This window comes from Micromonospora sp. NPDC005252 (genome assembly GCF_042872475.1).
GTDB lineage: Bacteria > Actinomycetota > Actinomycetes > Mycobacteriales > Micromonosporaceae > Micromonospora.
Map to the genome: position 1 here is coordinate 455,935 of NZ_JBIAKN010000003.1, position 24,114 is coordinate 480,048.

Consider the following 24,114-nt stretch of genomic DNA (forward strand, 5'->3'; position numbering starts at 1 on the left):
CGTAAACGGAACGCTTGGGGAGGTCGGGATGGCGGGACGGGCGCAACCGGTGCTGGCCGGCGTCGTGACCGCGCTGGTGGGCTTCGCCAGCTCGTTCACCGTCGTGCTGGCCGGGCTCCGCGCGGCGGGCGCGTCGGACGCGCAGGCGGCCTCCGGCCTGCTGGCTCTCTGCGTGGCGTGCGGGCTCGCCGCCGCCTGGCTGGGCTGGCGGCACCGGATCCCGATGAGTGTGGCCTGGTCGACGCCGGGCGCGGCGCTGCTGGTGGCGACCGGGCCGCCGACCGGCGGTTGGCCGGTGGCGGTGGGCGCCTTCCTCGTCTCCGGGGCGCTGATCGTCGCGGCCGGGCTCTTCCCGCCGCTGGGCCGGGCGGTCGCCGCGATCCCCAAGCCGGTGGCCGGCGCGATGCTCGCCGGTGTGCTGCTGCCCCTGTGCACCGCCCCGGTCCGCGCGCTCGTCGAGCTGCCCCGGGTGGCCGGCCCGGTGGTGCTCGGCTGGCTGCTGCTGCACCGGTTCGCCCGCCGCTGGGCCGTGCCCGGCGCGCTGCTGGTGGCGGTGGTGGCGATCGCGCTGACCGCGCCGCCGGCCGGGCTGAGCGGTGCCACGCTGACCCCGTCGCTCGCCCTGACCGTGCCCGCCTGGAACGCGTCCGCGCTGGTCGGGCTCGCCCTCCCGCTGTTTCTGGTCACGATGGCGGCGCAGAACGTGCCAGGCATGGCGGTGCTGGTCGGCTACGGCTACCGGCCGCCGTTCGGGGCGGCGCTGCGGGCCACGGGTCTGGCCAGCCTGCTGGCCGCCCCGGCCGGCGGGCACGCGGTGAACCTCGCGGCGATCACCGCCGCGCTGGCCGCCGGCCCCGACGCCCACCCGGACCCGGAGCGCCGGTGGGTCGCCTCGGTCACCGCCGGGCTCGGGCTGGCCCTGCTCGGGCTGGGCGCCGGCGTGGCCACGGCCCTGGTCGCGGTCGCGCCGCCGATCCTCATCGAGGCGGTCGCCGGTCTGGCCCTGCTGGGTGCGCTCGCCACCGCGCTCGCCGCGGCGGTGACCGACCCGGCGACCAGGGAGGCCGCCGTGGTCACCTTCGTGGTGACCGCCTCCGGTGTGACGCTGATCGGCGTGGGCGGCGCGTTCTGGGGGCTGGTCGCCGGCTGCCTGATGCTGCTGCTCTTCCACCGCCGCCAACCGGCACCCGTCTCGCCCTCCCCGCAGAGGTCAACACCGGATCAGCGAAGTGAGGCCATCCCCGCCGACCGGACACCGCAACATCACTGATCCCGCATAGAACTCCGCTGCTCGCTCTCGGCGACCCGGGCCAGTACCACGGCGTCCGCGCGTCGCCGCGGGAAGGCGAGAAAGCTCCGCAGGACGCCCTCCTCGACGAAGCCGGCGGCGGCGAGCACCCGTCGGGACGCCAGGTTGTCAGGCTCGACCCACGCCTCCACCCGGGCGAGGCCGGCGGTCCCCAGCGCCCACTCCGTGAGCAGTCGCGCCGCCGGGCTGGCCATTCCGCGACCGCGCGCGGCGGGTATCAGCCAGTAGCCGAGATCGGCCACACCCCGCTGCGGTCGGAACAGCAGCGTGACTGAACCGACCGCGAGGTCCGTGTCCGCTTCGGTGACCACCAGCGAGATGCCAGCCCTGTCGGTGGCCCGACTCCACTGCCGCCGCACGAACGCGTGGCCGGCCTCCTCGGTGAACCGGACCGGCACGGTCGTGGCCTCGGTGATCCGCCGGTCCGCCGCTGCCTGCCGGACGCAGTCGAGGTCGTCCAGCGCCCACGACCGGAGCCGGACGACGCCGTCGGTCAGATCCGGCTGCCGTGACACCAGTGACATCCCGCGACGGTACGCGTCTCTCGTCTGACCACGTCCACCCGCCTTGATCCACTCGGGTTCATGAAAGGCGGGGTGTCCGGGCTGCGGTGATGCCGCGGTTTGCTTGAACCCGAGTCGATCAGGGCGACGGGGTCACTCCTCGGGCGGCAGGTCGGCCACGCCGACCGTGAGGCGTACCCGGCCCTGCGCGACGGCGGCGATCCGGTCGGCCGGCACGTAGACGGCACCGACGGCCGAGTCGGTGGAGACCTTCAGGTAGCCGGTGTGCAGCAGCCGCGCCGCCAGGTCGGCCGGAACGTCCGGCTCGTCGACAGCCGTCGCCTCGATCAGCTCGTCCAGGCTGCTGCCCGGGTCGGCGGTCGGTGTCTGCACGGTCACCGCGTTGGGGTCGCCCCGCTGGACGAGGTCCACGGTCCCGACCTCGGTGCCGGCGGAGTCGATCACCGACATCCCGGTGGTGATCCGCGAGATGGTCGCCTGCTGCTCGTCCTGCTGGTCCATCCCTCAGCGGTTCCCGGGGTCGTGCGCGGCTAAACGCCGTCGGCCTGCTGGTGGCCGGCGCGGAGGCGAGAGGTCCGGAGAGCGGTATACCTCAGAGGAATATTCATACCTCAGAGTCATAACCGTCGAAGGCAATACCGCCTCCAAGGCTCTGCGACGATGGCGGGCGACAGACCGGGATACGAGCGCTCCACCGCGCACCTGCGCCACCCGCGCACCGCGCACAGCCCGCCCATTCAGCTGTTCGGGAGCGTCCAGCTGCCCGGTGGGCGCGGGGACAGTTCCCGCCAGGTGTCCGGGCCGTCGAGCAGCGCCCGGACGGTCTCCTCGGCCTCGTCCGCGCTGCCGTACTCGTAGAAACGGGAGATGCCCTCCGCGCCGCCGGCCCGCTGCTCGACGTGCCACCGGTCGGCGTCCACCCGCAGGAAGACGTCCCGCCGGGCCAGTCGCCCCCACTTCCCGTTCCACCAGTGCTTTCGCTGCTCCATGGCGGGACTCTATCGAACACACGTACGAGAAGGTGCGGCCCCTGCGGGAATCCCACAGGGGCCGATGTGCATCCGCTCGGATCAGCGCTGCGTCGGCGGCTCGGTGCGGCGGCCCAGCACGTCGTCCAGCGCCCCGCGCTGCTGGCCGGGGGTCGTGTGGCCGGCGGAGACCAGCGCGTCCCGGATCTCGGTGAGCAGCTTGACCTCCTCGCTGGGCGCGGAGGGCGGCGGCTCCTCGCCCCGCTTGCGCCGCTCAGCCAGCTTGTTCATCGGGTAGACCACGAAGAAGTAGAGCACCGCCGCGGTGAGCAGGAACGTGATCAGGGCGTTGATGAACGCGGCCCAGTCGAAGACCTGGCCGTTGAGCTTCCACGTCCCGGCCGACAGGCCAGTGCCCCCGCCGATCGCCTTGATCAGCGGTTCGAGGAACGATTTGGTGAGTTGGGTGACCACGCCCGTGAACGCGGCGCCGATGACGACACCGACCGCCAGGTCGACGACGTTGCCGCGCATGATGAAATCTTTGAAGCCCTTGAGCATCCGTACTCCCGAGGTGTCCGGTTTTCCGTCCGGCACAACCTATGCCCCGGGGGCGGGCTCCAGAAAAGCGCCGGCTTCGATCGCCGCCCGGCCCGCGTCGCCGGCCCGGATCGCCTCGACCAGCCGGGTGTGGTCGACGTAGCGCTCGGGCGTGAGCGCGCCTCCCATCGCCTGGGCGACGGTGCTGCGCAGGGCCGCGCCGACCGAGGCGTACAGCTCGGCGAGCATGGTGTTGTGCGCGGCGGCGACCACCGCGACGTGCAGGGCCGCGTCGGCCTCGACGAACGCGTCGACCCGGCCGCCGCGCCAGGCCGCCTCGCGCTCGGCGAGCGCGCCGTCGAGGGCCGCCAGGTCCTCCGGTGTACGCCTCAGCGCGGCGAGCCGGGCGGCCTCCACCTCGAACGCGCGCCGGACCTCGATGACCTCGGTCATCCGGTCGTCGCCGAGTCGGCGGGCCACCACCGGCGCCAGCTCGTCGGTGGACACCACGTACGTGCCGGAGCCCTGCCGGCACTCCAGCACCCCGGCGTGCACCAGGGCGCGGACGGCCTCGCGGACCGTGTTGCGCCCGACACCCAGCGCGGCGACCAGCTGTGGCTCGGTGGGGATGCGCCCGCCGATCGGCCACTCGCCGCCCAGGATCCGGGCCCGGAGCTGCTCGATGGTCTGCCGGACGCGGTGCCCGCGGGGCGGCACGGCGGGCTGGCCGCGGGGCGGCGCTGGCGGCGCGGTGGGGGAATCGACCGACGGTGGCACTGGTTACATCACCGGCCCTAAATTCATCCCATGATTGTAGGTTAGAGGTCATGACCCCGCCACCCACCGCCGCTCCGGCCCCGCCCGCTCCCGCCGCCGTCGACATCCGCCCGACGCGCGACCCCGGGGGCCGGCGGACGCACCCGGCGACCGGTGGCGCGCTCGTGCTGGTCGGGATGCTGCTGGTCGCGCTGAACCTGCGTGCCGTGGTCACCAGCCTCGGCGCCCTGCTCGACGAGGTCCGCGACGGGCTGGGTCTCTCCGGCACCATGGCCGGTCTGGTCACCACCCTGCCGACCATCGCGTTCGCCGGCCTGGGCGCGCTCACCCCGTGGCTGGTCCGCCGGGTGGCACCGGCCCGGGTGCTGGTGGTCGCCATGCTCGCCCTCGCCGTTGGCCAGGTGCTGCGGGTCGCCACCGACTCGGCCTTGATCTTCGTGCTCACCAGCGCGCTGGCGCTGTCCGGCATCGCGGTCGCCAACATCCTGCTGCCGATGCTGGTCAAGCAGCACTTCCCGCACCGCACCGGCCTGGTCACCGGGGCGTACACCATGACGTTGACGGTGGGCACCACGGTGGCCGCCGCCTCCGCGGTGCCGATCGCGCACGCCTTCGGGTCCTGGCGGGCCGGGCTCGGCGTCTGGGCCGCGATGGCCGCGGTGGCCGTACTCCCGTGGGTGCCGCTGGCGCTGCGGACCCGGGCGGGCGCGCGGCGGGCGACCCTGACGGCGGCCGTCGCCACGCCGGCGCGGGTCCGGCCGGCGCGGACCCGGCTCGGTTGGGCGATGGCCGTCTACTTCGGGGCGCAGTCGCTCAGCGGGTACGCGATCATGGGCTGGCTGGCCCAACTCTTCCGCGACGCCGGTTACCATCCGGAGTCGGCCGGGCTGCTGCTCGCCGGGGTGACCGCGCTCGGCGTACCGATCGCGTTGCTGATGCCCACCCTGGCCGGTCGGCTGGGCAGCCTGCGTCCGCTGGTGCTCGGGTTGACCACCGCTTCCGCGCTGGCCTACCTGGGGTTGGCGCTCGCACCGCACGGCGCCGCGCTGCTCTGGGTCGCCCTCCTGGCGATCGGCCAGGGCGCGTTCCCGATGATCCTGACCGCCATCGGTCTACGCGCCCGCACCGCCGAGGGGACCGTCGCGCTCTCCGGGTTCGCGCAGAGCACCGGGTACGTGATCGCCGCCCTCGGCCCGCTGCTGGTCGGCATCCTCTACGAGGCCACCGGCGGCTGGACCGCGCCGATCGGGTTCCTGCTGGTCGCACTCGCCGTGCAGACGACTGCGGGCATGGCGATCGCTCGTCCCCGGTACGTCGAGGACGAGTAGGTCGCGACAGCGATCAGGAGGACGCCGGGGTGGGTTCGCCGGCGACGGCCTCATCCACCGTCGGGTAGGTGTGCAGCACCTCGACGAGCCCGCTCACCTCGAGGATGCGCAGCACCCCGCGCTGCGGAGCGGCCAACCGCACCACACCGCCGGCCTCGTCACAGCTGTTCTTGGCGCGAACGAACACCGACAGACCGGTCGAGTCGCAGAACGAGACGTCCGCCAGGTCGAACACCAGCCGGTTACGGCCCTTGTCGAGCAGGTCGGTGATCTGATCCTGCAACTGCGGTGCGGTTGCCATGTCCAGCTCGCCCGCGACTGACACGACGACCACGTCGCCGCGTTGTTCCGTGTGCACCGTCAGGGACATTCGCCAGACCTCCTGTTATCGGGGGAACGGTATCCCACGACCGTGATCCGACGCAGGACGGGAGCCGGCATCCGGTGGCCATCATCATTCCATTGCTACGGAGCAAGTAGTTGCGCGGACCCCGGTGATAGAGTCCGGCCGGTCCAGGTCGAGGGGGGTTTTCACGATGGCGTTGAACGCCGAGGAAAGTGGTCGGCTCGCCGCGCTGCTGGGCGGGCATGCCGAGCAGGTCACGCAGCGGTGGACCGACATCGTTGCCAGCTCGCTGCGGGGTCGGCTGAGTCACGCCGAGCTGCGCCGGCAGGTCGAGGACCTGCACCGTGCCATCGTCGGCACCGGTGAGCAGGGCACGATCGACCTGTCCGCCGAGCACGCCGCGGAACTGCGCGCCACGCTGTCCGAGCTGTCCCGGGGCAGGGCCCGGCAGGGCTTCTCCGCCACCGAGACGACGATCAGCGTCTTCGCGCTCAAGGACGTGCTGGCCGACCTGGTGCAGGAGTCCGGCGGCGCCAACGCGCTGCACGACTACGTCGCCTTCTCCAAGCTGGTCGACGAGCTGGGCCTGTTCACCTTCGAGAGCTTCGTGCGCACCCGCGAGAGCCTGATCGCCGACCAGGCCGAGCAGCTGCTCGAACTCTCCACCCCGGTGGTCAAGCTCTGGGAGGGCGTGGTCGCCGTCCCGCTGGTCGGCACCCTGGACTCGGCCCGCGCCCAGGTGGTCATGGAGCGCCTGCTGCAGACCCTGGTCGACACCGGCTCCCCGTACGCGATCATCGACATCACCGGCGTCCCGGCCGTGGACACCCAGGTCGCCCAGCACATCCTGAAGACCGTGGTGGCCGCCCGGCTGATGGGCGCCGACTGCATCATCTCCGGCATCCGTCCGCAGATCGCGCAGACCATCGTGGCGCTCGGCATCGAGTTCGGCGACATCGCCACCAAGGCGAGCCTGGCCGACGCGCTGCGGCACGTGCTGCGGCTCAACGGGGTGGAGACCGCCCGTCGCCAGCCACGCCGGGGCGTCTGATGGAGCGCGTGCCGATCCTCAAGATCGGTGACATCCTGCTCGTCTCGATCCAGCTGGACATGTCCGACCAGACGGCGGTCCAGCTCCAGGACGACCTCGCCGAGCGGATCGTGGCCACCGGCTGCCACGGCGTCATCATCGACATCACGGCGCTGGACATCGTCGACTCGTTCGTCGGGCGGATGCTCTCCACCATCGCGTCGATCTCCAAGGTGCTCGACGCCGAGACGGTGGTGGTCGGTATGCGACCCGCCGTCGCCATCACCCTTGTCGAACTGGGGCTGTCGCTGAACGGCATCCGTACCGCGCTGAACGTCGAGCGCGGCATGGAGCTGATCGCGGCGGCCCGCGCCGACGAGCTCGACCTGCAGCTCGACGACGATCCGGACGCCGAGACGGCCACGCCGTGACCGCGGGCGTCGACCTGGGCCAGCCGCAGGCGCAGTCGGTCCGCAGCGATGAGGACGTGGTCCGCGTCCGGCAACTGGTCCGCACGGTGGCGGTCGCCGTCAAGCTGTCGCTCGTCGACCAGACCAAGGTGGTCACCGCGGCGAGCGAGCTGGCCCGCAACACCCTGGTGTACGGCGGCGGCGGCACCGTGGAGGTGACGATCGTGGACAACGGTCGTCGCAAGGGCGTCCGGATCATCTTCGCCGACTCCGGCCCCGGCATCGCCGACCTCAACCTGGCCCTGACCGACGGCTACACCACCGGCGGCGGCCTCGGCCTCGGGCTCAGTGGGTCCCGGCGACTGGTCGACGAGTTCGAGATCGAGACGTCGGCGGAGGCCGGCACGCGCATCACGGTGACCAAGTGGTCGCGGTGAACGGGGACCCGGTCACCGACAGCGGCATCTGGTTCCGGGTGGAGGCCGGCAGCACCGCCAGCGCCGTACGACGGGCCGCGGAACGCCTCGGCGAGCAGATCGAGATGGGTGCGGCGCGCATCGCCGACCTGGCCATCGTCGCCGCCGAGTTGACCAGCAACCTCGTCAAGCACGCCGACAACGGTGTCCTGCTGCTCCGGCCGGTCCGCCGCGCCGGGCAGGCCGGCGTGGAGCTGGTGGCCATCGACTCCGGGCCCGGCATGGCCGACCTCGCCGTCTCGTCCCGCGACGGGCACTCCACCACCGGCACGCTCGGCATCGGCCTGGGCGCCATCGTCCGGCAGGCGAGCTGGTTCGACGGGTACTCCCTGCCCGGCCGGGGCACCGTCCTCGCCGTGCAGGTCTGGCCGGCCGAACCGGCCCACCCGTCCTGGGCCGGTGCCCTCACCCGGCCCCTTACCGGCGAGACGGTCAGCGGCGACGGGTACGCCGTCCGGATCGCCGACGGCCGGCACCAGGTGCTGGTCAGCGACGGGCTGGGGCACGGGCCGCTGGCCGCCGCCGCCACCGAGGCGGCGCTCGCGGCCTTCCGCGACGCCCCGGCCAGCCCACCGGCAGCGGTGGTCAGTCACCTGCATCGGAGCATGTCGCACACCCGCGGCGCCGCGCTCGCGGTCGCCGAGCTGGCGGCCGGCGTGCTGCACTACGCCGGGCTGGGCAACATCAGCGGCGTGATCGTCGAGGGCGACGGCCAGCGCCGGGGGCTGGTGTCGCTGCCCGGCATCGCCGGGCACCAGCGTCCGACGGTCCGGGGCTACGACTACCCGTTCGGACCGGGCGCCCGGCTGGTGATGCACAGCGACGGCGTGGCCGACCGTTGGCGGTTGACCGACTACCCGGGCCTCGCCGAACGATCCCCGCTGGTGATGGCGGCGACCCTGCTGCGCGACGCCGGCGTCCGACGCGACGACGCCTGCGTTCTGGTCGCGAGGTCGTGGGCATGAGCGCGGAGCCGGCCGCGCCGCCGCTGCTGCAGATGGCGCTGCGGGTCGAGCAGGACATCTTCGTCATCCGCCAGCGTGGCCGCGAGGTGGCCAACGTGGTGGGCCTCGAACGCCAGGACCAGGTCCGGATCGCCACCGCGCTCAGCGAGGTCGCCCGGGACCTGCTGCGTACGACCGGCGGCGCGGACGTCACGTTCCACATCGACGCGGGATCCGACGGCCGGTTCCACCTCCGCGCCGACCTGGCCCCGGTGGCCCCGCTGCCCGACGGCCGGTACGAGCCGCAGTCGGGTGCGGTCTCCCGACTGGTCGACACACTGAGCGTGTCGACCGTCGAGGGGGTTACGGTCGTACGGATGTCCCGAAGAGTCCCGGCCAACGCGCCGACACCAACTCCGGAGCGGCTTGCCGAGTTCCGTGCGGAACTCGGCCGCACCGCCCCGGCCAGCGCGCTGGATGAGCTGACCGTGCAGAACGGCCAGCTCATCGCGGCACTCGACGAGGTACGCAGCCAGCGCGACGAGCTGGCCGTGCTGAACGAGGAGCTGGCCGAGACCAACCGCGGCGTGCTGGCGCTCTACAACCAGCTCACCGAGGAGTTGGAGGAGACCAACCGGGGGGTGGTCGCTCTCTACGCCGAGCTGGACGAGAAGTCGGCCCAACTGCGCGCCGCGAGCGAGTCGAAGAGCCGCTTCCTGGCCAACGTGAGCCACGAGCTGCGCGCCCCGGTCACCGCGATCATCGGGTTGGGGCGTCTGCTCGCCGACTCCGCCTCCGACCCGCTCACCGCCGAACAGGCCCGCCAGGTGGGCCTCATCCGCTCGTCGGCGGAGGACCTGCTCGGGCTGGTCAACGAACTGCTGGATCTCGCCAAGGCGGAGTCGGGCCGTATCGAGCCGGACTGGGCGGACGTGGATCTGCGCCCGGTCTTCGGCCAACTGCGCGGCACCATGCGGGCGCTGGCCACCCGGCCGGAGGTGGAGCTCACCGTGGAGGAGCCGACCGCTCCGGCCGTGCTCCGCACCGACGAGGTGCTGCTCGGCCAGGTGCTGCGCAACCTGCTGCACAACGGGTTGAAGTTCACCGAGCGCGGCGAGGTGCGCCTGCGCGTCCGGCAACGCGACGACCGGTGGAACTTCGAGGTCAGTGACACCGGCCCGGGCATCGCGCCCGAGATGCACGATCGGATCTTCGAGGAGTTCTACCAGGTGCCGGGGGCGACCCGGGTCGGCGGCACCGGCCTCGGCCTGCCGTACGCCCGGCGGCTGGTGACCCTGCTCGGGGGCACGCTGGAGCTGGCCAGCGAGCCGGGCCGGGGCAGCACATTCACTGTCTCCCTGCCCACAGGCGGAGCGTGACGGTGGACGGCGGCCCGGCGACCGTCCTGGTGGTCGATGACAGTCGGACCAAGCGTTACCTGCTGGTCAGTTGGCTGACCCGGGCCGGGTACACCGTCCTCGAAGCGGAGAGCGGCACCGAGGCGCTGGCCCGCGTCGAGACGGACCGGATCGACCTGGTGGTGCTCGACGTCCGGCTGCCCGACCTGAGCGGCTACGAGGTGTGCGAGCGGATCAAGGCGGCACACCCGGTGATGCCGGTGATCCACGTCTCCGCGCACGCGGTGGACGTCGCCGACCGCGCCCAGGGGCTGACCCGGGGAGCGGACGCGTACCTGGCCGAACCGATCGAGCCCGAGGAGCTGATCGCCACCACCCGGGCGGTCCTGCGGTACTACCAGGCCCGCAAGCGTGCCGAGCTGCTCGCCGAGCGGCTGCTCGTCCTCGCCGACACCACAGTCGCGGTGCACGCCGCGTCGACCTTCGCACGGCTGCTGGAGGTCGCGGCGGAGGGGGCCGCGCAGATCTTCAAGAGCCCTGCCGCCGTGATCGCGGAGACGTTCGACGGTGACTGCATCGCCGGCATCTGCGCCGGCCCCGGCGCCGAGGCCGCCATCGTGCCCTGGGTCGTCGACGACACCGGGGTCCCCACGGGCGCCACGGTCAAGGTGGAGGCCCCGGCGAACTGGGCGCTGCTGACCTGGCCGGCGGACGACTCGGTGACCGTGGCCGCGGCTCGACTGCGCGAGGACCGGGCACCGCTGTACGTGGTGGTCCCCACCGCCACCCAGACCGCCCGAACGCCGGTGCTCGTGCAGCTCGCGCAGGCCGTGGCGGCGGCGGTCGAGGCTCAGCGCTCCTTCGACGAGGAGCACCGCATCGCCGTCACCCTGCAGCGCAGCCTGCTCCCGCGCAGCCTGCCCACGGTGGCCGGACTTGACTTCGCGGTGCGCTACGAGCCCGCCAGCGCGCAGACCGAGGTGGGCGGCGACTTCTACGAGCTGGTGATGCTCGACGGGCACCTCCTGCTCGCGATCGGCGACGTGGCCGGCCACTCGCTGCACGCGGCCACCGTGATGGCCGAGCTGCGGCACGCGGTGCGGGCGTACGCGGTCGAGGGGCACCAACCCGGCGAGATCCTGCACCGGGTCAACGAGCTGATGCGGACCCTGCTGCCGAACGAACTGGCCACGCTCTGCGTCCTGCTGCTGCACCCGCCGACCGGGCGGGTCCGGCTGGCCAGCGCCGGTCACCTGCCCCCGCTGCTGCACCAGAACGGCAAGGTTGAGTTCGTGCAGCACTCGGCGCCGCTGCTCGGCGTCCGCGCGCCCCGACCGGCCGACCTGGAGTTCGTCCTGCCGGCCGGTGCCACGCTGGTGTTCTACACCGACGGGTTGATCGAGCGCCGGGACGCCACCATCGACGAAGGGCTGGCCGCGCTCGCCGCGGTGGCCGCCACCGTGGACGACAACCTGGACGAGTTCTGCGCCCGCCTGCTGGTGGAACTGGCCCCATCGAAGATCCAGGACGACGTCGCCGTGGTCGTCCTGCGCCGTCGCTGAGCACGGCGGCACCCGCGGGGCTGCTCGGTGGTCGCTGCCCGGTGGTCGCTGCTCGGGCGGTCGCGCGTGCGGCTCAGTGCACCGAGCGGGCGTACGCGGCTGGTGACACTCCGGCGACGGCGGTGAAGTCGCGGACCAGGTGGGCCTGGTCGCTGTAGCCGAGGGTGGCGGCGAGGCCCGCCCAGTCGAGCGGAGCCCCGGCGGCCCGCTCGACGGCCTCCTGGAGGCGGTAGCGGCGGATCACCCACTTCGGACCGACCCCCACGCACTCGGTGAAGAGCCGCTGTAGCCGCCGGACCGGAACCCCGTGCCGCGCGGCGAACTCGTCGACGCGCAGCACCGTCCGGTCGGCCCGGATGGACTCGGCCAGCCGGACGGCCTCCGCTGCGGCCGGGTCCGGGTCGGGCGCCCACGCGATGAGCGCCGCGTCGAGCGCGCGACAGCGGTCGCTGTCGCTGCCCGCGCAGACGGGATGGGCGGGACGGGTCAGCCGGCCGGCGGGCAGTGGCAGTCGACGTCCGGTCAACTCGGCCACCGACCGACGCCAGAACGGGTGGAAGCCACCGGGGCGGAACTGGATCCCGCAGACCCGGCCGGTGCCGGTGAGCGTGATCCGGAACAGATCGCGGCCCACCCCGGCCACCTCGCCGGCCTCCGCCGCGTCGCCGTCGCGGTCACTCGCACCATCGCTGCGGAACACCACGTTCACCGCCGGGTGCGGCACGACCCGTTGCTCGAACGGCGCGCTCAACGTCCAGTCGATCAACCAGTAGTGCTCGACCCACTCGCGCAGCGGTTCGGCCGGCAGGTGCCGCCGAAAGCGGACCTCGCGCAGCAACCGCGCCGGGTCGAGAATGCCCCGGCTGTCGCCGCGCGGTCGCTGTCGCATTTCTTCAAGACCACCCTCATACGCTGGCCGTATGGCCACTCAGACTAGCGATCTGCTGGCGGCTGCCGCGCCGCGAACCGTCGACGTGGTACGCGGCATCGCCGACGACCAGCTCGACCTGCCCACTCCGTGCCGCGACTACGTGGTCCGTGATCTGCTCAACCACCTGTTCGAGGTGGTGGTGAACTTCCAGGAGCTGGCCGAGAAGAGGCCGGTGGAGTGGGCCGAGAAACCCGACCACCTGGACGACGGCTGGCGGGACCGGTTCGCGGTCGAGACCGACCGCCTGATCGCCGCCTGGTCGGACCCGTCCACGCTGGAGGGCGTCTCGCCGGGCATGGGGCTGCCGCAGACCGTCGTCGGCGGCATGGCCCTGCTGGACCTGATCGTGCACGGTTGGGATCTCGCCGTGGCGACCGGCCAGCCCTACCAGCCCGCCCCGGAGGCGGTGACCGAGCTGCACGCCCTGGTCGAGCGACTGGGCCCGACCGCTCGCAAGATGGGCGTCTTCGCCGACCCCACCCCAACCCCACCCACATCCACCCCGGCCGTCACCACGCCCGACCTGGACCACCTCCTGACCCAGACCGGCCGAACCCCCACCTGGCCCCAAACCCCCTAACCCCACCCACCCCACCCCACCCCCACCCCCACCCTTCGCCCCCGTGATCAAGAGGTTTGCGTCATCAGCGGGGCGAAATCTGACCCAAACCTCTTGATCACCGGCGGTCAGGGTTGGGGAGGGGGAGGGAGGGAGGGTGGGGTGGGTGGGTGGTTGACTTGGGTATTCGCTGGGTGAATAGTGGGCCGGGTGTCCGCGCCGCATGTGCTGCTCGGGTTGCTCGCTGGGGGCAGCCGGCACGGGTATGAGCTCAAGCGTGCGCATGACCAGCGGTTGCCGCGGGCTCGGCCGTTGGCCTTCGGGCAGGTCTACGCCACCCTCGGCCGGCTGGAACGGGACGGTCTGGTGGCCACCGCGGGTCAGGACCGCGCCTCCGGGCCGGACCGCACGACGTACGCGCTGACCGACGAGGGCCGGTCCACGCTGGATCACTGGCTGTCCACGGTGGAGCCGCCGATGCCGTACGTGGCCAGCACGCTCTTCGCCAAGGTCGTGGTGGCGCTGCTGGTCGCCGACGTCGACCGGGCGCGGTCGTACCTGGTGGCCCAGCGCGCCGCGCACACGGCACGGCTGCGGGAGCTGACGGCGGTCAAGACCGACCCGGCCGCCACCCTCAACGACGTGGTCGCGGCCGACTTCGCGATCGCCCATCTCGACGCGGACCTGCGGTGGCTGCACACCACCCTCGGCCGGGTCGCCGACTGGCACCGGGAGGTGCACGCGTGACGCAACTCCAGGCTCGCGGCGTGGTTCGGGCGTACGGTCCGACGCCCGCCCTGCGCGGTGTGACGCTCGGCGTGGCCGAGGGCGAGATCGTCGCGGTCACCGGTCCGAGTGGCTGCGGCAAGTCGACCCTGCTGCACTGCCTGGCCGGGATCCTCCGGCCCGACGCGGGCGAGGTCACCTGGCGCGGCCACCGGATCGACACCTGGTCGGAGGCGGCCCGGTCCCGGCTGCGGCGCACCGAGTTCGGCGTGCTGTTCCAGTTCGGGCAGCTGGTCGCCGAGCTGACCGCGGCCGAGAACGTGGCCCTGCCCCTGCTCCTCGCCGGCACGGGGCGGCGAGAGGCACGGACGGCGGCCCTCACCTGGCTGGAACGGTTCGGGGTGGCCGACCTGGCCGACCTCCGGCCGGGTGAGATGTCCGGCGGTCAGCAGCAGCGGTGCGCCACGGCTCGGGCGCTGGTCACCGAGCCGCGGGTGCTCTTCGCCGATGAGCCGACCGGCGCGCTGGACACGCTCACCGGCGAGCAGGTGCTCACCCAGCTGGTTCGGCTCGCCCGCGAGCAAGGCACGTCCGTCGTGCTGGTCACGCACGAGCCCCGGATCGCCGCGTACGCCGATCGGGAGATCGTGCTGCGCGACGGCCTGGTGGACCACACCGGCCTGGGGCTCGACGTGCCGTTGGCGGGTGGCGCCCGGTGAGGCCGGCGACGCTGGTACGGCTCGCGCTCGCCGGCAACCGGACGGACACGGCGCGGGTGGTGCTGACCGCGCTCAGTGCCCTGCTGGCGACGCTGGCCGGGCTGGCGGCGCTCACCGTGCTGGCCATCCAGAAACCGCCCGGCGACGCGCGGGCGGAGTCCGAGCAGTACCGCAACGCGCTGCTGAGTGAGCCGGGACTGCGCGGGGGGACGGCATTCGCGCTGCTGATGTTGGCCGTCCCGGTGCTGGCGCTGGCCGGCCAGTGTGCCCGGCTCGGGGCGCCGGCCCGGGACCGGCGCCTCGCCGCGCTCCGGCTGGCCGGCGCCACGCCCGGTCAGGTCACCCGCCTGGCGGTGCTGGAGACCGGCCTGGCCAGCCTGCTCGGCACCCTCGCCGGGCTGGGCGTCTACCTGGCCGGCCGTGAGCTGCTGCACCGCCCGGACGAGCAGGGTCGGCTGGCCCTGCCCACCGACGTGCTGCCGTCGGTCGGTGCGCTGGTCGCGGTGGTGCTGGGTCTGCCGGTGATCGCGGCGCTGGCCACCGCCCTGATGCTGCGCACGGTCACGACCAGCCCGCTCGGGGTCAGTCGCAAGGCCGCCCGCGAGCGGGGTCCGCGGCCCTGGGCCGGGCTGCTGATCGGCCTGGGTGTGGCCACCTTCGTCGCCGTACGCCCGGTGGTGTACCGGTTCGACGGAAACGACGCGGTGCTGGGCTGGCTGGTGCCGCTGTTGTTCCTGGCGGGTGGGCTCGCCGCGATGATCGGGGTGGTCATCGGCACCGGCTGGATCTCGCACACCTGCGGACGGTTGCTGCACCGGCACGCCCGCGGCGCGTCGGCGCTGCTCGCGGCGGGCCGGCTGATGGCCGACCCGTGGGCGGGCAGCCGGACGTTCGCCGCGTTGCTGGCCGCCGTGATCTTCGGTGCCGGCGCGGCGGCGCAGCGCGCCTACTTCGTCGCACAGGACGAGGTGGAACGGGAGCAGAACCGGCTCGCCGGGGTGGACGCGGGCACCAACCCCTTCTACCTGTCGACGATGGATCTGGTCGACGCCGCGGTGGCCGTGGCGGTGCTGATCGCGGCGGGCGGCCTGATCGTCGCGCTGGTCGAGGGGATCGTCGCCCGCCGACGGGCCTACGCGGCGCTGGTCGCCACCGGCGTGCCCCGCAGCACGCTCAGCGCATCGGTGGCCTGGCAGGCGCTCACCCCGGCCGTGCCGGCGATCCTGCTGGCGCTCACCGTGGGCTTGCTGCTCGGCCGAGGGCTCTTCCAGAGCATCACCACGAGCGGGTCGTCGATCGAGGTCTGCGACGCCACGGCGGCGCTCTGCGACGATCCGGCCACCCGCAGCCGATACACACGGATCGTGCAGACCGCCGGGGTGGAGAAAGCGATCGCCGTACCCCTGGAACAGCTGGCCTGGCTCGGCGCCGGCGCCCTGGCGGCGGTGCTGGTGACGGTCGGCGTCGGCCTGCTCTTCCTCAGGGTGAGCACGGCGGTGGACGAGCTGCGGACGGCCTGACCGACGAGGTGGGGTCGGCCGTCGGTCGGTCAGGTCGGGGCGTGGAACAGGCCGGCGGACCAGGAGATCAGCAGGCCGACGGCGGCGGAGCAGCAGCAGACGACCAGGGCGGCGGCCACCACCCCCAGGATCATCCACGCGGACATCCGGCGGGCCGCTCCCGGGTTGTCCGCATCGGCCTCGTCGCTCACTCCGGGAAGTCTAGGCGCGCACGATCGCGCAGTTTTCCTGGATGTGGTGGCCTCGACGGCAGAGTGAGGCCACCACGTCCGAGATCAAAGCGTCAGGCGCGACCGAGGCGGTCCAGGATCCAGGCGTTGATGAACGCCTCCTCGCGCCAGGCGTCGTAGCGACCGCTCGGGCCACCGTGCCCGGCACCCATCTCGGTCTTGAGCAGGTAGTCGCCCTGCGGTGCGGTCGCCCGCAGCCGCGCGATCCACTTCGCCGGCTCGGAGTAGAGCACCCGCGTGTCGTTGAGGCTGGTCACCGCGAGGATCGCCGGGTAGTCCACCGCCGCGACGTTCTCGTACGGCGTGTACGACTTCATGTACGCGTAGACCTCGGGGTCGTCGAGGGGGTTGCCCCACTCCTCCCACTCGGTGACGGTGAGTGGCAGCGACGGGTCGAGGATCGAGGTGAGCGCGTCCACGAACGGCACCTGCGCCACGATCCCCGCGAACGCGTCCGGGGCGAGGTTGGCGACCGCGCCCATCAGCAGCCCACCGGCCGAGGCGCCCCGGGCGACCAGCCGGTCGCTGGCCGTCCAGCCGGCCTTGACGAGGTGCCGGGCGCAGGCGACGAAGTCGGTGAAGGTGTTCTTCTTGGCCAGCATCTTGCCCTGGTCGTACCAGCGCCGGCCCAGCTCGCCACCGCCGCGGATGTGCGCCACCGCGAAGACCACGCCCCGGTCCAGCAGGGACAGGCGGGCCACCGAAAACCACGGGTCCATGCTGGCCTCGTACGAGCCGTAGCCGTACAGCTCGCACGGTGCCGAGCCGTCCCGGGGCGTACCGACCCGACAGACCAGCGAGATCGGCACCCGCGTGCCGTCGTCGGCGAGCGCCCAGTCGCGGTGCTGCTCGTACTCGGCCGGGTCGTACGGCCGCCCGTCCGGCCCGGGCAGCACGGGCTTCTGCTTGCGCAGCACCATCTGCCGGGTGACCAGGTCGAAGTCGTACACCGAGTCGGGGGTGACCAGCGAGGAGTAGCGCAGCCGGATCTGCCCGGTGCGGTACTCCGGGTTGGCGTCCAACCCCACGCTGTAGAGCGGCTCGGGGAAGTCGATGTCGTACGAGTCGTCGCTGCCGACCGGCAGCACCCGCAGGCCGGTGAGCCCGTCGGTGCGCAGCGACACCACCAGGTGGTTCGCGAACGCGTCGACCGCCTCCAGGCGGGTGCCGGGGGTGTGCTCGATCAGCGGCACCCAGTCGCCCGGGGCGTCCGCCGAGGTGAACGCCAGCGCGAAGTCCTCCGCGCCGTCGTTGTGCAGGATCAGGAAGCGGTGGCCGTGGTGCTCCACGGCGTACTCGACGCCCTGCCGGCGGGGCGCGATCACGGCCGGCGCCCCGGTGGGGTTGCCGGCCGGGATCACCAGCACCTCGCTGGTGATCTTGCTGTGGATGTCGACGAGGATGAACTTCTCCGACCGGGTCAGCTCGACGCCCACCCAGAACCGCTCGTCGTCCTCCTGGTGGACCACCACGTCGTCGGCGGCCGCGGCGCCGATGGTGTGCCGCCAGACCCGGTTCGGCCGCCAGGCGTCGTCGACCGTCACGTAGAACAGCACCGACGCGTCGGCCGACCAGGCGGTGCCGTAGAACGTGTCGGGCACCTCGTCCGGCAGCAGCTCGCCGGTGCTCAGGTCCTTGACGCGCAGGGTGAACCGTTCGTCACCCGAGAAGTCGGTCGAGTACGCCAGCCAGCGCCCGTCCGGGCTGACGTCGAACGCGCCCAGCGAGAAGAAGTCGTGCCCCTCGGCCAGCAGGTTGCCGTCGAGCAGCACCTCCTCGCCGTCGAGCGGGGCGCCGTCCGCGCTGACCGGCGGGTCGGTCTCGCCGTCGCGGACCGCGCGCCGGCAGTGCACCCCGTACTGCTGGCCCTCGATCGTCCGGGTGTAGTACCAGTGGCCGCCCTTGCGGGTGGGCACGGACAGGTCCGTCTCCCGGGTCCGCTGGCGGGTCTCCTCGAACAGCTCCGCGCGCAGGGCGGCCAGGTGCGCGGTGCGCTCCTCGGTGAACGCGTTCTCGGCGGTCAGGTAGGCGATCGTCTCCGGGTCGTCCTTGGCGGCGAGCCAGGCGTACTCGTCGACGACGGTGTCGCCGTGGTGGGTGCGCTCGGTGGGCACCCGCTTCGCCACGGGCGGGGCAGTCTCGGTGGTCACGGCGGCCACGTTACCGGCCGGCCCGCGTCGCGTGCCGGACCAGCGGCATCCCGATCGCCGCCACGACGTCTTTAGAACACATGTACGATAGCCGGCATGGCGGCAGCAGCGAGTTCCCTCGGCCGGTCCGGAGCCCTCGAGATAACCCGGCGGTTGACGGCGATCTGCGGTCCGCCGTTCGCCCGACTCGGCGGTCCGGCCGACGAGGTGGCCGGGCGGCCCGCCCGCTGGGTGGCGGTGCCGGGCGGCCCGCACGCCGCGGCCGAGGTGCTGCGCCTGGCCGCCGTGCACGACCTGGCCGTGGTGCCCCGGGGCGCCGGCACGAAGATCGACTGGGGCGCGACGCCCACCCAGGTCGACATCATGCTCGACACGGGCCGGTTGGCCGGCATCGGTCACGAGCCGGTCGGCGCGCCGGTGGCCGAGGTGGGTGCCGGCACCCCGCTGCGGGCGGTGCAGGCCACTCTGGAGCGCACCGGGCAGCGGCTGGCGATGGACGCGCCGTCGCCGGGCGCGACCCTGGGCGGGGTGCTCGCCGCCGGGGAGGCCGGGCCGCTCCGGCACCGCCACGGCAGCCCCTGCGACCAGCTCCTCGGCGTTCGCTACCTGGGCGCAGACGGTGAGCTGGTCAGCGCCGGCGGTGGCGTACCCGGGCTCGACCTGGCCCGCCTGCTCTGCGGCTCCCAGGGCGCCCTCGGCGTGCTGGTCTCGGCGAGCCTGCGGGTGCAGCCGGTGCCGGCCAGTCGGCTCTGGGTGTCCCGTCCGGTGTGGACGCCGCTGGAGGTCCACGACCTGGTCCGCGCGATTCTCGCCGCCCGACTGGAGCCGGCGGCCATCGAGCTGGACCTGCCGGGCGGGCCGCCCAGGCCGCGCACCGCCTACCCGCCCGGCCGCCCCGCCGCCACCGCCCGCGAGCGCCACCCGTCGATGTCCGGCCGGTCCAGCGCCCCGTCCCGGGCGGGCAGCCTGGTCGTGCTGCTGGAGGGTGGCCCGGCCGAGGTCACCGAGCGCGCTGAGCGGCTGGTCGGGCTGCTGCACGGTGAGGCGACGGTCGCCCACTCCGCCCCGCCGTGGTGGCGGCGTTACCCGTTCGCGCCCGGCGACACCGCGCTACGCCTGGAGGTGCCGATCAGCGATCTCCACGCCGCCGTCTACGCGTTGCGGGACGCGGCCGGCGCTCCCGTGCCGGTGCGGGGCTCGGCCGGGCTGGGCGTGGTGCACGCAGCCCTGCCCGGCGCGGTGGCACCCGACCGGGTGGCATCCATCCTGGCCGCGGTCCGTGGCGTGCTGCTGGCCCGACAGGGTCGCTGCGTGGTCGTCTCCGCCCCCGCGGCGGTGCGCCAGGCCGTTGACCTCTGGGGTGAGCTGGCCGGCCTGGCCCGGCTGCAGGCCGCCAAGGAGCACCTCGACCCGGAGCACCGCCTCGCCCCCGGCCGCCTCCCCGGCGGCCTGTGACCCGGGATCAGGTGGTGTCGGCGTCAGCCTGCGTCGTTGCGGAGCACCAGCACGGCGATGTCGTCCCGGGGCGGCTCGACCGAGAAGTTGATCGCGGCGGCGCGTAGGCGGGCGGCGACCACGTCCGCCGAGTAGCCGGCCAACGGCGCTGCCGCGTCCCGCAGCCGGTCGGTGCCGAACAGCTCCCGGCCGCGCCGCCGCTCGGTGACCCCATCGGTGTAGAAGATCAGCGAGTCACCCGGGGCGAGCGTGATCTCCGCCGTCGGGGAGGTGATCGTGTCGAGCAGGCCCAGGGCCGTGCCACCGGTGCCGACGAACCGGGCGCCGCCTCCACCGGCCAGCAGCACCGGCCGGTCGTGCCCCGCCAGGTGCAGGGAGACGTCCAGGCGGTCACCGTCACCCGGCCCGACCGCCGCCAGGGCCAGCGTGCAGTACCGGCCGCCACCCCGTTCGACAAGCGTCTCGTTGAGCCGGGCCAGCGCCTCCGGTAACGGCTTGCCGTCGCCGACCAGCACCCGGATCACGTCGCGGACCAGCCCGGTGACCGCCGCTGCCTGGACGCCCTTGCCCGAGACGTCCCCGATCACCACCAGCCAGCGCCCGTCGGGCAGCGGCACCACGTCGTAGAAGTCGCCACCCACCTCGGCGTCGTCGCCGGTCGGCACGTACTCGGCGGCGAAGCCGATGCCGTCCACCACGGGCAGGACGGGCGGCAGCAGGGAGTGCTGGAGCGTCTGCGCGACCCGTCGGCGCTCGGCGTGGATGCGGGCGTTCTCGATCGCCAGCGCGGCCCGTCGGGCCACATCCTCCAGAACGGCCACCTCGTCCGGGTCGTGCCGGTGCCGTTGGTGCCGGCCCACCGCCAGGGTGCCGAGCCGCTGGCCGCGGGCGATCAGCGGGACCGCGAAACCCTCCATCGGCCCGCCGAGCGGGATCTGCGCCGCGCTGCGGGACGCCTCGCGCAGCCGGGCCTGGATCGAGTCCGGGCCGGCCTCGGCCAGCACCTTGTGCAGTTGCGGCAGCATCGACTCGTCGGCGTGGCTGGCCGCCGCCAGCCGCAGCCGGCCCCACTCGTCGGTGGTGTGCACCGCGCACCACTGGCCGAGGCGGGGCACCACCAACTGCGGGATCAGCGCCATGGTCAGCTCGACGTCCAGCGACTGGGCCAGCAGCTCGCTCGCCTCGGCCAGGAACGTCAGCCACGCCTGCCGGCGTACGTCCGCCCGGCGCAGCCGGTCGTTCTCCAGGTGCAGCGACAGGCGCTCGGCGGTGAGCACCGCCAGCGGCCGGGCGTACGCCGACGGCGCGGCGTCCAGCTCCAGCTCCCCGGCGTACGGGCGGTGCACCGTCAGCGGCACCCGGAGCAGCTCGCTGTCGGGGCGGGGCTGCCGGCCGAAACGGGCCAACAACTGTCGGCCCTGACCGTCGCCCCGGTCCAGTCGGATCGCGCCGCCGGCCGCGCCGACCATCTCGGCGACCCGGCTGAGCAGGCTGGCGGCGAAGTCGGGCAGTGGGTCGTCCGCGTACACGTCGGGGGCGGTCTGCATGAGTTCGCTCATCGCGCCGGCGCTCGGAGCCGAGCTGTCGACGGCCCCGGGGTTGCCCGCCGTCGACGTGCCGCCGGCGCTGGCCCCGGCCGCCGGCTCGGCCCCGGGCCGGTCCAACCGGAACCAGACGCCCTTGCCGGTCGGAAGGTACGTGGTGCCCCAGCGGCTGGCGAAGTGGTCGACGAGCAGCAGCCCGCGACCGCGTACGGAGACCTCGTTGATCTCGGTCGCGTCGTTGCGGGTGCCGACGGTCAGCTCGTCGTTGCCCGAGCTGGGCGCGAAGTCGGAAACGGTCACGGAGAGCCCGACGTCGTCCGCGACGACCTCGATGTCCAGTTCGGTGCCGGCGTGCTCGACGGCGTTGGTGGTCAGCTCGGTGGTGAGCAGCAGCGCCTCATTGACCAGGTCGTCCAGGTGCGCCTCGGCGAGGACGGAGCGGACGACCGCGCGGGCGGCGGCGGGCGTACGGCGGTCGGCGGGCAGGCGGACATGCCGGACGGCCCCGCTCCCGGCCCCGGCCGTCGCGGCCCCCGCCTCGGCTGACACCCCCGTATCCTCCACCGTTTCCCCGCCGGGTGCCAAGCCGATGCGCGATCGGCGGGACGGACGCCGGTCGGCGGAGTGCGGCGGGTCGCGTGGCGGCGGGCACGGCGCGAGCCCGGCCACGAGATCTCACGGTGAGCAGCGCCACTCGGCGAGGTCTGTGCCGGGTTGGGCGTCGCCGGGAGGATCGCGGAGGCCGCCAGGGTCGACCGGCGGGTCGCGCACCCTGGCACTGCGGCGCGCGCGGGCACAATATGGGGTGCCGGTGTGTCCGTACGGGCACGGGCCCCCCGAGTTGAGCGAGGAATGATGACCACGGCGAAGCAGTCGGTCGCGGATCCGTCCGCGCCCGACCACGAGGCGCTCCTCGGTGAGTTGACCGAGGCGCTGCGACGGATCGGTCGCGGTGACCTGAAGGTCCGGCTGCCCCGCCGTGCCGGCAAGGCCGGCGAGGTGGCGGACGCCTTCAACGAGGTGGTCTCGCTCCAGGAGCGGCAGTACCTGGACCTGCGGCGGATCAGCCGGATCGTCGGTCGGGACGGCCGGCTCACCGAGCGACTCGACGACGAGGGGCTGGACGGCTCCTGGGCGGAGGGGCAGCGGGCGATCAACTCGCTGATCGACGACCTGGGCCGGCCCACCACCGAGATCGCCCGGGTCATCGTGGCGGTCGCGGACGGCGACCTGTCCCAGCACATGGCGTTGGAGATCGACGGTCGGCCGCTGCGCGGTGAGTACCTGCGCATCGGGCGCACCGTGAACACGATGGTCGACCAGCTCTCGTCGTTCTCCAACGAGGTGACCCGGGTGGCCCGTGAGGTGGGCACCGAGGGCAAGCTGGGCGGCCAGGCCGACGTCCGGGGCGTCGCCGGCACCTGGAAGGACCTCACCGACTCGGTGAACACCATGGCGTCGAACCTGACCGGCCAGGTGCGGTCGATCTCGCAGGTGGCGACGGCGGTGGCCAAGGGCGACCTGTCGCAGAAGATCACGGTCGGCGCGCGCGGTGAGGTCGCCGAGTTGGCCGCGACGATGAACTACCTCACCGACACGCTGCGGCTCTTCGCCGAGCAGGTGACCCGGGTGGCCCGCGAGGTGGGCACCGAGGGCAAGCTGGGCGGCCAGGCCGAGGTGCCGAACGTGGCCGGCACCTGGAAGGACCTGACCGACAGCGTCAACTCGATGGCGTCGAACCTGACCGCCCAGGTCCGCAACATCGCGCAGGTCTCCACGGCTGTCGCGCGCGGTGACCTCTCGCAGAAGATCACCGTGGCGGCGCAGGGCGAGATCCTGGAGCTGAAGGACACCGTCAACACGATGGTGGACCAGTTGTCGTCGTTCGCCGACGAGGTGACGCGGGTGGCCCGTGAGGTGGGCATTGAGGGCAAGCTCGGCGGTCAGGCGCAGGTGCGTGGCGTCTCCGGCACCTGGCGGGACCTCACCGAGAACGTCAACCAGCTTGCCGGCAACCTGACCAGCCAGGTCCGCAACATCTCCCAGGTCTCCACCGCCGTGGCGAAGGGTGACCTGTCGCAGAAGATCACCGTCGACGCCCAGGGCGAGATCCTGGAGCTGAAGAACACCGTCAACACGATGGTCGACCAGTTGTCGTCGTTCGCCGACGAGGTGACCCGGGTGGCCCGTGAGGTGGGCACCGAGGGCAACCTGGGCGGTCAGGCCCAGGTCAAGGGCGTCAGCGGTACGTGGCGGGACCTGACCGACAACGTGAACTCGATGGCGTCGAACCTGACCAGCCAGGTGCGGAACATCGCCTCGGTGACCACGGCCGTCGCCAAGGGTGACCTGTCGCAGAAGATCACGGTGGACGCGCGGGGCGAGATCCTGGAGCTGAAGTCGACTGTCAACACGATGGTGGATCAGCTCTCGTCGTTCGCCGACGAGGTGACCCGGGTGGCCCGTGAGGTGGGCACCGAGGGCAAGCTGGGCGGCCAGGCCCAGGTGCGCGGGGTCGCCGGCACCTGGCGGGATCTGACCGACAACGTCAACTCGATGGCCTCGAACCTGACCGCCCAGGTGCGCAACATCGCGCAGGTCTCCACGGCGGTGGCCAAGGGTGACCTGTCGCAGAAGATCACGGTGGACGCGCGGGGCGAGATCCTGGAGCTGAAGTCGACTGTCAACACGATGGTGGATCAGCTCTC

General features: G+C 73.0%; 24 protein-coding genes. 14 read left to right on the top strand and 10 right to left on the bottom strand.

The features are described 5' to 3' along the window. Positions 1 to 28 precede the first annotated feature (28 nt). Positions 29 to 1,270 (top strand): benzoate/H(+) symporter BenE family transporter, encoded by a 1,242-nt coding sequence (locus ACFYPH_RS11755; protein WP_387181112.1) that lies wholly within the window; start codon positions 29 to 31, stop codon positions 1,268 to 1,270. Here ACFYPH_RS11755 and ACFYPH_RS11760 read toward each other — a convergent pair. The 5 genes from ACFYPH_RS11760 to ACFYPH_RS11780 form a co-directional block, all read right to left on the bottom strand. Continuing rightward, on the bottom strand, positions 1,264 to 1,833 hold the full coding sequence (locus tag ACFYPH_RS11760; protein WP_387181115.1) for a GNAT family N-acetyltransferase: 570 nt from the start codon (positions 1,831 to 1,833) through the stop codon (positions 1,264 to 1,266). The genes ACFYPH_RS11755 and ACFYPH_RS11760 overlap by 7 nt on opposite strands. Before the next feature lie 132 nt (positions 1,834 to 1,965). Beyond that, complete coding sequence (locus ACFYPH_RS11765; RefSeq protein WP_354853702.1) at positions 1,966 to 2,334, bottom strand: hypothetical protein; 369 nt, start codon at positions 2,332 to 2,334, stop codon at positions 1,966 to 1,968. Between the two features lie 236 nt (positions 2,335 to 2,570). After that, complete coding sequence (locus tag ACFYPH_RS11770) at positions 2,571 to 2,822, bottom strand: hypothetical protein (RefSeq protein ID WP_354853705.1); 252 nt, start codon at positions 2,820 to 2,822, stop codon at positions 2,571 to 2,573. Between the two features lie 81 nt (positions 2,823 to 2,903). Continuing rightward, positions 2,904 to 3,362, bottom strand: a complete 459-nt coding sequence (gene mscL / locus ACFYPH_RS11775) for a large conductance mechanosensitive channel protein MscL (protein WP_354853708.1) — start codon at positions 3,360 to 3,362, stop codon at positions 2,904 to 2,906. Between the two features lie 39 nt (positions 3,363 to 3,401). Then, positions 3,402 to 4,118, bottom strand: coding sequence for an FCD domain-containing protein (locus tag ACFYPH_RS11780; RefSeq protein WP_354853710.1), 717 nt, complete (start codon positions 4,116 to 4,118; stop codon positions 3,402 to 3,404). Positions 4,119 to 4,294: 176 nt separating this feature from the next. Between ACFYPH_RS11780 and ACFYPH_RS11785 the strand changes: the two genes are divergently transcribed. Further along, positions 4,295 to 5,446 carry an MFS transporter gene (locus ACFYPH_RS11785; RefSeq protein WP_355064795.1) on the top strand — a complete coding sequence of 384 codons (1,152 nt, stop codon included), beginning with the start codon at positions 4,295 to 4,297 and terminating at the stop codon, positions 5,444 to 5,446. 13 nt (positions 5,447 to 5,459) lie between these two features. Here the strand turns inward: ACFYPH_RS11785 and ACFYPH_RS11790 are convergent, their stop codons facing one another. Further along, on the bottom strand, positions 5,460 to 5,816 hold the full coding sequence (locus ACFYPH_RS11790; RefSeq protein WP_007454464.1) for an STAS domain-containing protein: 357 nt from the start codon (positions 5,814 to 5,816) through the stop codon (positions 5,460 to 5,462). Positions 5,817 to 5,982: 166 nt separating this feature from the next. On the opposite strand from ACFYPH_RS11790, the gene ACFYPH_RS11795 reads away from it, so the two are divergent. From ACFYPH_RS11795 to ACFYPH_RS11820, 6 genes are read left to right on the top strand one after another with little or no spacing between them, the layout of a single operon-like run. Further along, on the top strand, positions 5,983 to 6,843 hold the full coding sequence (locus ACFYPH_RS11795) for an STAS domain-containing protein (protein ID WP_354853713.1): 861 nt from the start codon (positions 5,983 to 5,985) through the stop codon (positions 6,841 to 6,843). Then, positions 6,843 to 7,253: an STAS domain-containing protein gene (locus tag ACFYPH_RS11800; protein ID WP_354853715.1), complete on the top strand. Its 411-nt coding sequence runs from the start codon at positions 6,843 to 6,845 to the stop codon at positions 7,251 to 7,253. Before ACFYPH_RS11795 ends, ACFYPH_RS11800 begins: the two co-directional genes overlap by 1 nt. Continuing rightward, positions 7,250 to 7,669 carry an anti-sigma regulatory factor gene (locus ACFYPH_RS11805; protein ID WP_354853717.1) on the top strand — a complete coding sequence of 140 codons (420 nt, stop codon included), beginning with the start codon at positions 7,250 to 7,252 and terminating at the stop codon, positions 7,667 to 7,669. Before ACFYPH_RS11800 ends, ACFYPH_RS11805 begins: the two co-directional genes overlap by 4 nt. Next, positions 7,666 to 8,673, top strand: coding sequence for a SpoIIE family protein phosphatase (locus ACFYPH_RS11810; protein WP_387181483.1), 1,008 nt, complete (start codon positions 7,666 to 7,668; stop codon positions 8,671 to 8,673). Before ACFYPH_RS11805 ends, ACFYPH_RS11810 begins: the two co-directional genes overlap by 4 nt. Next, entirely contained in the window at positions 8,670 to 10,031 is a 1,362-nt protein-coding gene (locus ACFYPH_RS11815; protein WP_354853723.1) for a sensor histidine kinase, read from the top strand. Before ACFYPH_RS11810 ends, ACFYPH_RS11815 begins: the two co-directional genes overlap by 4 nt. Positions 10,032 to 10,033: 2 nt before the next feature. Then, positions 10,034 to 11,572, top strand: a complete 1,539-nt coding sequence (locus ACFYPH_RS11820; protein ID WP_355064797.1) for a SpoIIE family protein phosphatase — start codon at positions 10,034 to 10,036, stop codon at positions 11,570 to 11,572. Positions 11,573 to 11,645: 73 nt separating this feature from the next. Here the strand turns inward: ACFYPH_RS11820 and ACFYPH_RS11825 are convergent, their stop codons facing one another. After that, positions 11,646 to 12,461, bottom strand: a complete 816-nt coding sequence (locus tag ACFYPH_RS11825; RefSeq protein WP_387181123.1) for a DUF6597 domain-containing transcriptional factor — start codon at positions 12,459 to 12,461, stop codon at positions 11,646 to 11,648. Positions 12,462 to 12,492: 31 nt separating this feature from the next. Between ACFYPH_RS11825 and ACFYPH_RS11830 the strand changes: the two genes are divergently transcribed. The 4 genes from ACFYPH_RS11830 (at position 12,493) to ACFYPH_RS11845 (ending at position 16,027) form a co-directional block, all read left to right on the top strand. Beyond that, a complete protein-coding gene (locus tag ACFYPH_RS11830; protein WP_354853728.1) occupies positions 12,493 to 13,083 on the top strand; it encodes a TIGR03086 family metal-binding protein in 591 nt (196 codons plus the stop codon). A 189-nt stretch (positions 13,084 to 13,272) separates the two neighbouring features. Next, on the top strand, positions 13,273 to 13,809 hold the full coding sequence (locus ACFYPH_RS11835) for a PadR family transcriptional regulator (protein WP_387181127.1): 537 nt from the start codon (positions 13,273 to 13,275) through the stop codon (positions 13,807 to 13,809). Then, positions 13,806 to 14,507: an ABC transporter ATP-binding protein gene (locus tag ACFYPH_RS11840; protein WP_387181129.1), complete on the top strand. Its 702-nt coding sequence runs from the start codon at positions 13,806 to 13,808 to the stop codon at positions 14,505 to 14,507. The genes ACFYPH_RS11835 and ACFYPH_RS11840 overlap by 4 nt, the downstream gene beginning before the upstream one ends. Then, positions 14,504 to 16,027 carry an FtsX-like permease family protein gene (locus ACFYPH_RS11845; RefSeq protein ID WP_387181132.1) on the top strand — a complete coding sequence of 508 codons (1,524 nt, stop codon included), beginning with the start codon at positions 14,504 to 14,506 and terminating at the stop codon, positions 16,025 to 16,027. Before ACFYPH_RS11840 ends, ACFYPH_RS11845 begins: the two co-directional genes overlap by 4 nt. A gap of 29 nt (positions 16,028 to 16,056) precedes the next feature. On the opposite strand, the gene ACFYPH_RS11850 is transcribed toward ACFYPH_RS11845, so the two are convergent. Both ACFYPH_RS11850 and ACFYPH_RS11855 read right to left on the bottom strand, forming a co-directional pair. Then, entirely contained in the window at positions 16,057 to 16,218 is a 162-nt protein-coding gene (locus ACFYPH_RS11850; RefSeq protein WP_354853948.1) for a hypothetical protein, read from the bottom strand. Positions 16,219 to 16,310: 92 nt separating this feature from the next. Then, complete coding sequence (locus ACFYPH_RS11855) at positions 16,311 to 18,407, bottom strand: S9 family peptidase (protein WP_387181135.1); 2,097 nt, start codon at positions 18,405 to 18,407, stop codon at positions 16,311 to 16,313. A 96-nt stretch (positions 18,408 to 18,503) separates the two neighbouring features. On the opposite strand from ACFYPH_RS11855, the gene ACFYPH_RS11860 reads away from it, so the two are divergent. After that, the gene (locus ACFYPH_RS11860; protein WP_387181138.1) at positions 18,504 to 19,862 is read left to right on the top strand and encodes an FAD-binding oxidoreductase; all 1,359 of its coding nucleotides are present in this window, start codon (positions 18,504 to 18,506) and stop codon (positions 19,860 to 19,862) included. A 23-nt stretch (positions 19,863 to 19,885) separates the two neighbouring features. Here ACFYPH_RS11860 and ACFYPH_RS11865 read toward each other — a convergent pair whose 3' ends face one another. Continuing rightward, a complete protein-coding gene (locus ACFYPH_RS11865) occupies positions 19,886 to 21,955 on the bottom strand; it encodes a SpoIIE family protein phosphatase (RefSeq protein ID WP_387181141.1) in 2,070 nt (689 codons plus the stop codon). 306 nt (positions 21,956 to 22,261) lie between these two features. On the opposite strand from ACFYPH_RS11865, the gene ACFYPH_RS11870 reads away from it, so the two are divergent. Then, a partial coding sequence (locus ACFYPH_RS11870) for a HAMP domain-containing protein (RefSeq protein WP_387181144.1) occupies positions 22,262 to 24,114 on the top strand: 1,853 nt, incomplete at its 3' end.

Excerpts from the sequence above, each read along its gene's own strand:
- ACFYPH_RS11755 (WP_387181112.1), top strand. The coding sequence starts at position 29 with ATGGCGGGACGGGCGCAACCGGTGCTGGCCGGCGTCGTGACCGCGCTG.
- ACFYPH_RS11760 (WP_387181115.1), bottom strand. The coding sequence starts at position 1,833 with ATGTCACTGGTGTCACGGCAGCCGGATCTGACCGACGGCGTCGTCCGG.
- ACFYPH_RS11765 (WP_354853702.1), bottom strand. The coding sequence starts at position 2,334 with ATGGACCAGCAGGACGAGCAGCAGGCGACCATCTCGCGGATCACCACC.
- ACFYPH_RS11770 (WP_354853705.1), bottom strand. The coding sequence starts at position 2,822 with ATGGAGCAGCGAAAGCACTGGTGGAACGGGAAGTGGGGGCGACTGGCC.
- mscL (WP_354853708.1), bottom strand. The coding sequence starts at position 3,362 with ATGCTCAAGGGCTTCAAAGATTTCATCATGCGCGGCAACGTCGTCGAC.
- ACFYPH_RS11785 (WP_355064795.1), top strand. The coding sequence starts at position 4,295 with ATGCTGCTGGTCGCGCTGAACCTGCGTGCCGTGGTCACCAGCCTCGGC.
- ACFYPH_RS11790 (WP_007454464.1), bottom strand. The coding sequence starts at position 5,816 with ATGTCCCTGACGGTGCACACGGAACAACGCGGCGACGTGGTCGTCGTG.
- ACFYPH_RS11795 (WP_354853713.1), top strand. The coding sequence starts at position 5,983 with ATGGCGTTGAACGCCGAGGAAAGTGGTCGGCTCGCCGCGCTGCTGGGC.
- ACFYPH_RS11800 (WP_354853715.1), top strand. The coding sequence starts at position 6,843 with ATGGAGCGCGTGCCGATCCTCAAGATCGGTGACATCCTGCTCGTCTCG.
- ACFYPH_RS11815 (WP_354853723.1), top strand. The coding sequence starts at position 8,670 with ATGAGCGCGGAGCCGGCCGCGCCGCCGCTGCTGCAGATGGCGCTGCGG.
- ACFYPH_RS11825 (WP_387181123.1), bottom strand. The coding sequence starts at position 12,461 with ATGCGACAGCGACCGCGCGGCGACAGCCGGGGCATTCTCGACCCGGCG.
- ACFYPH_RS11830 (WP_354853728.1), top strand. The coding sequence starts at position 12,493 with ATGGCCACTCAGACTAGCGATCTGCTGGCGGCTGCCGCGCCGCGAACC.
- ACFYPH_RS11860 (WP_387181138.1), top strand. The coding sequence starts at position 18,504 with ATGGCGGCAGCAGCGAGTTCCCTCGGCCGGTCCGGAGCCCTCGAGATA.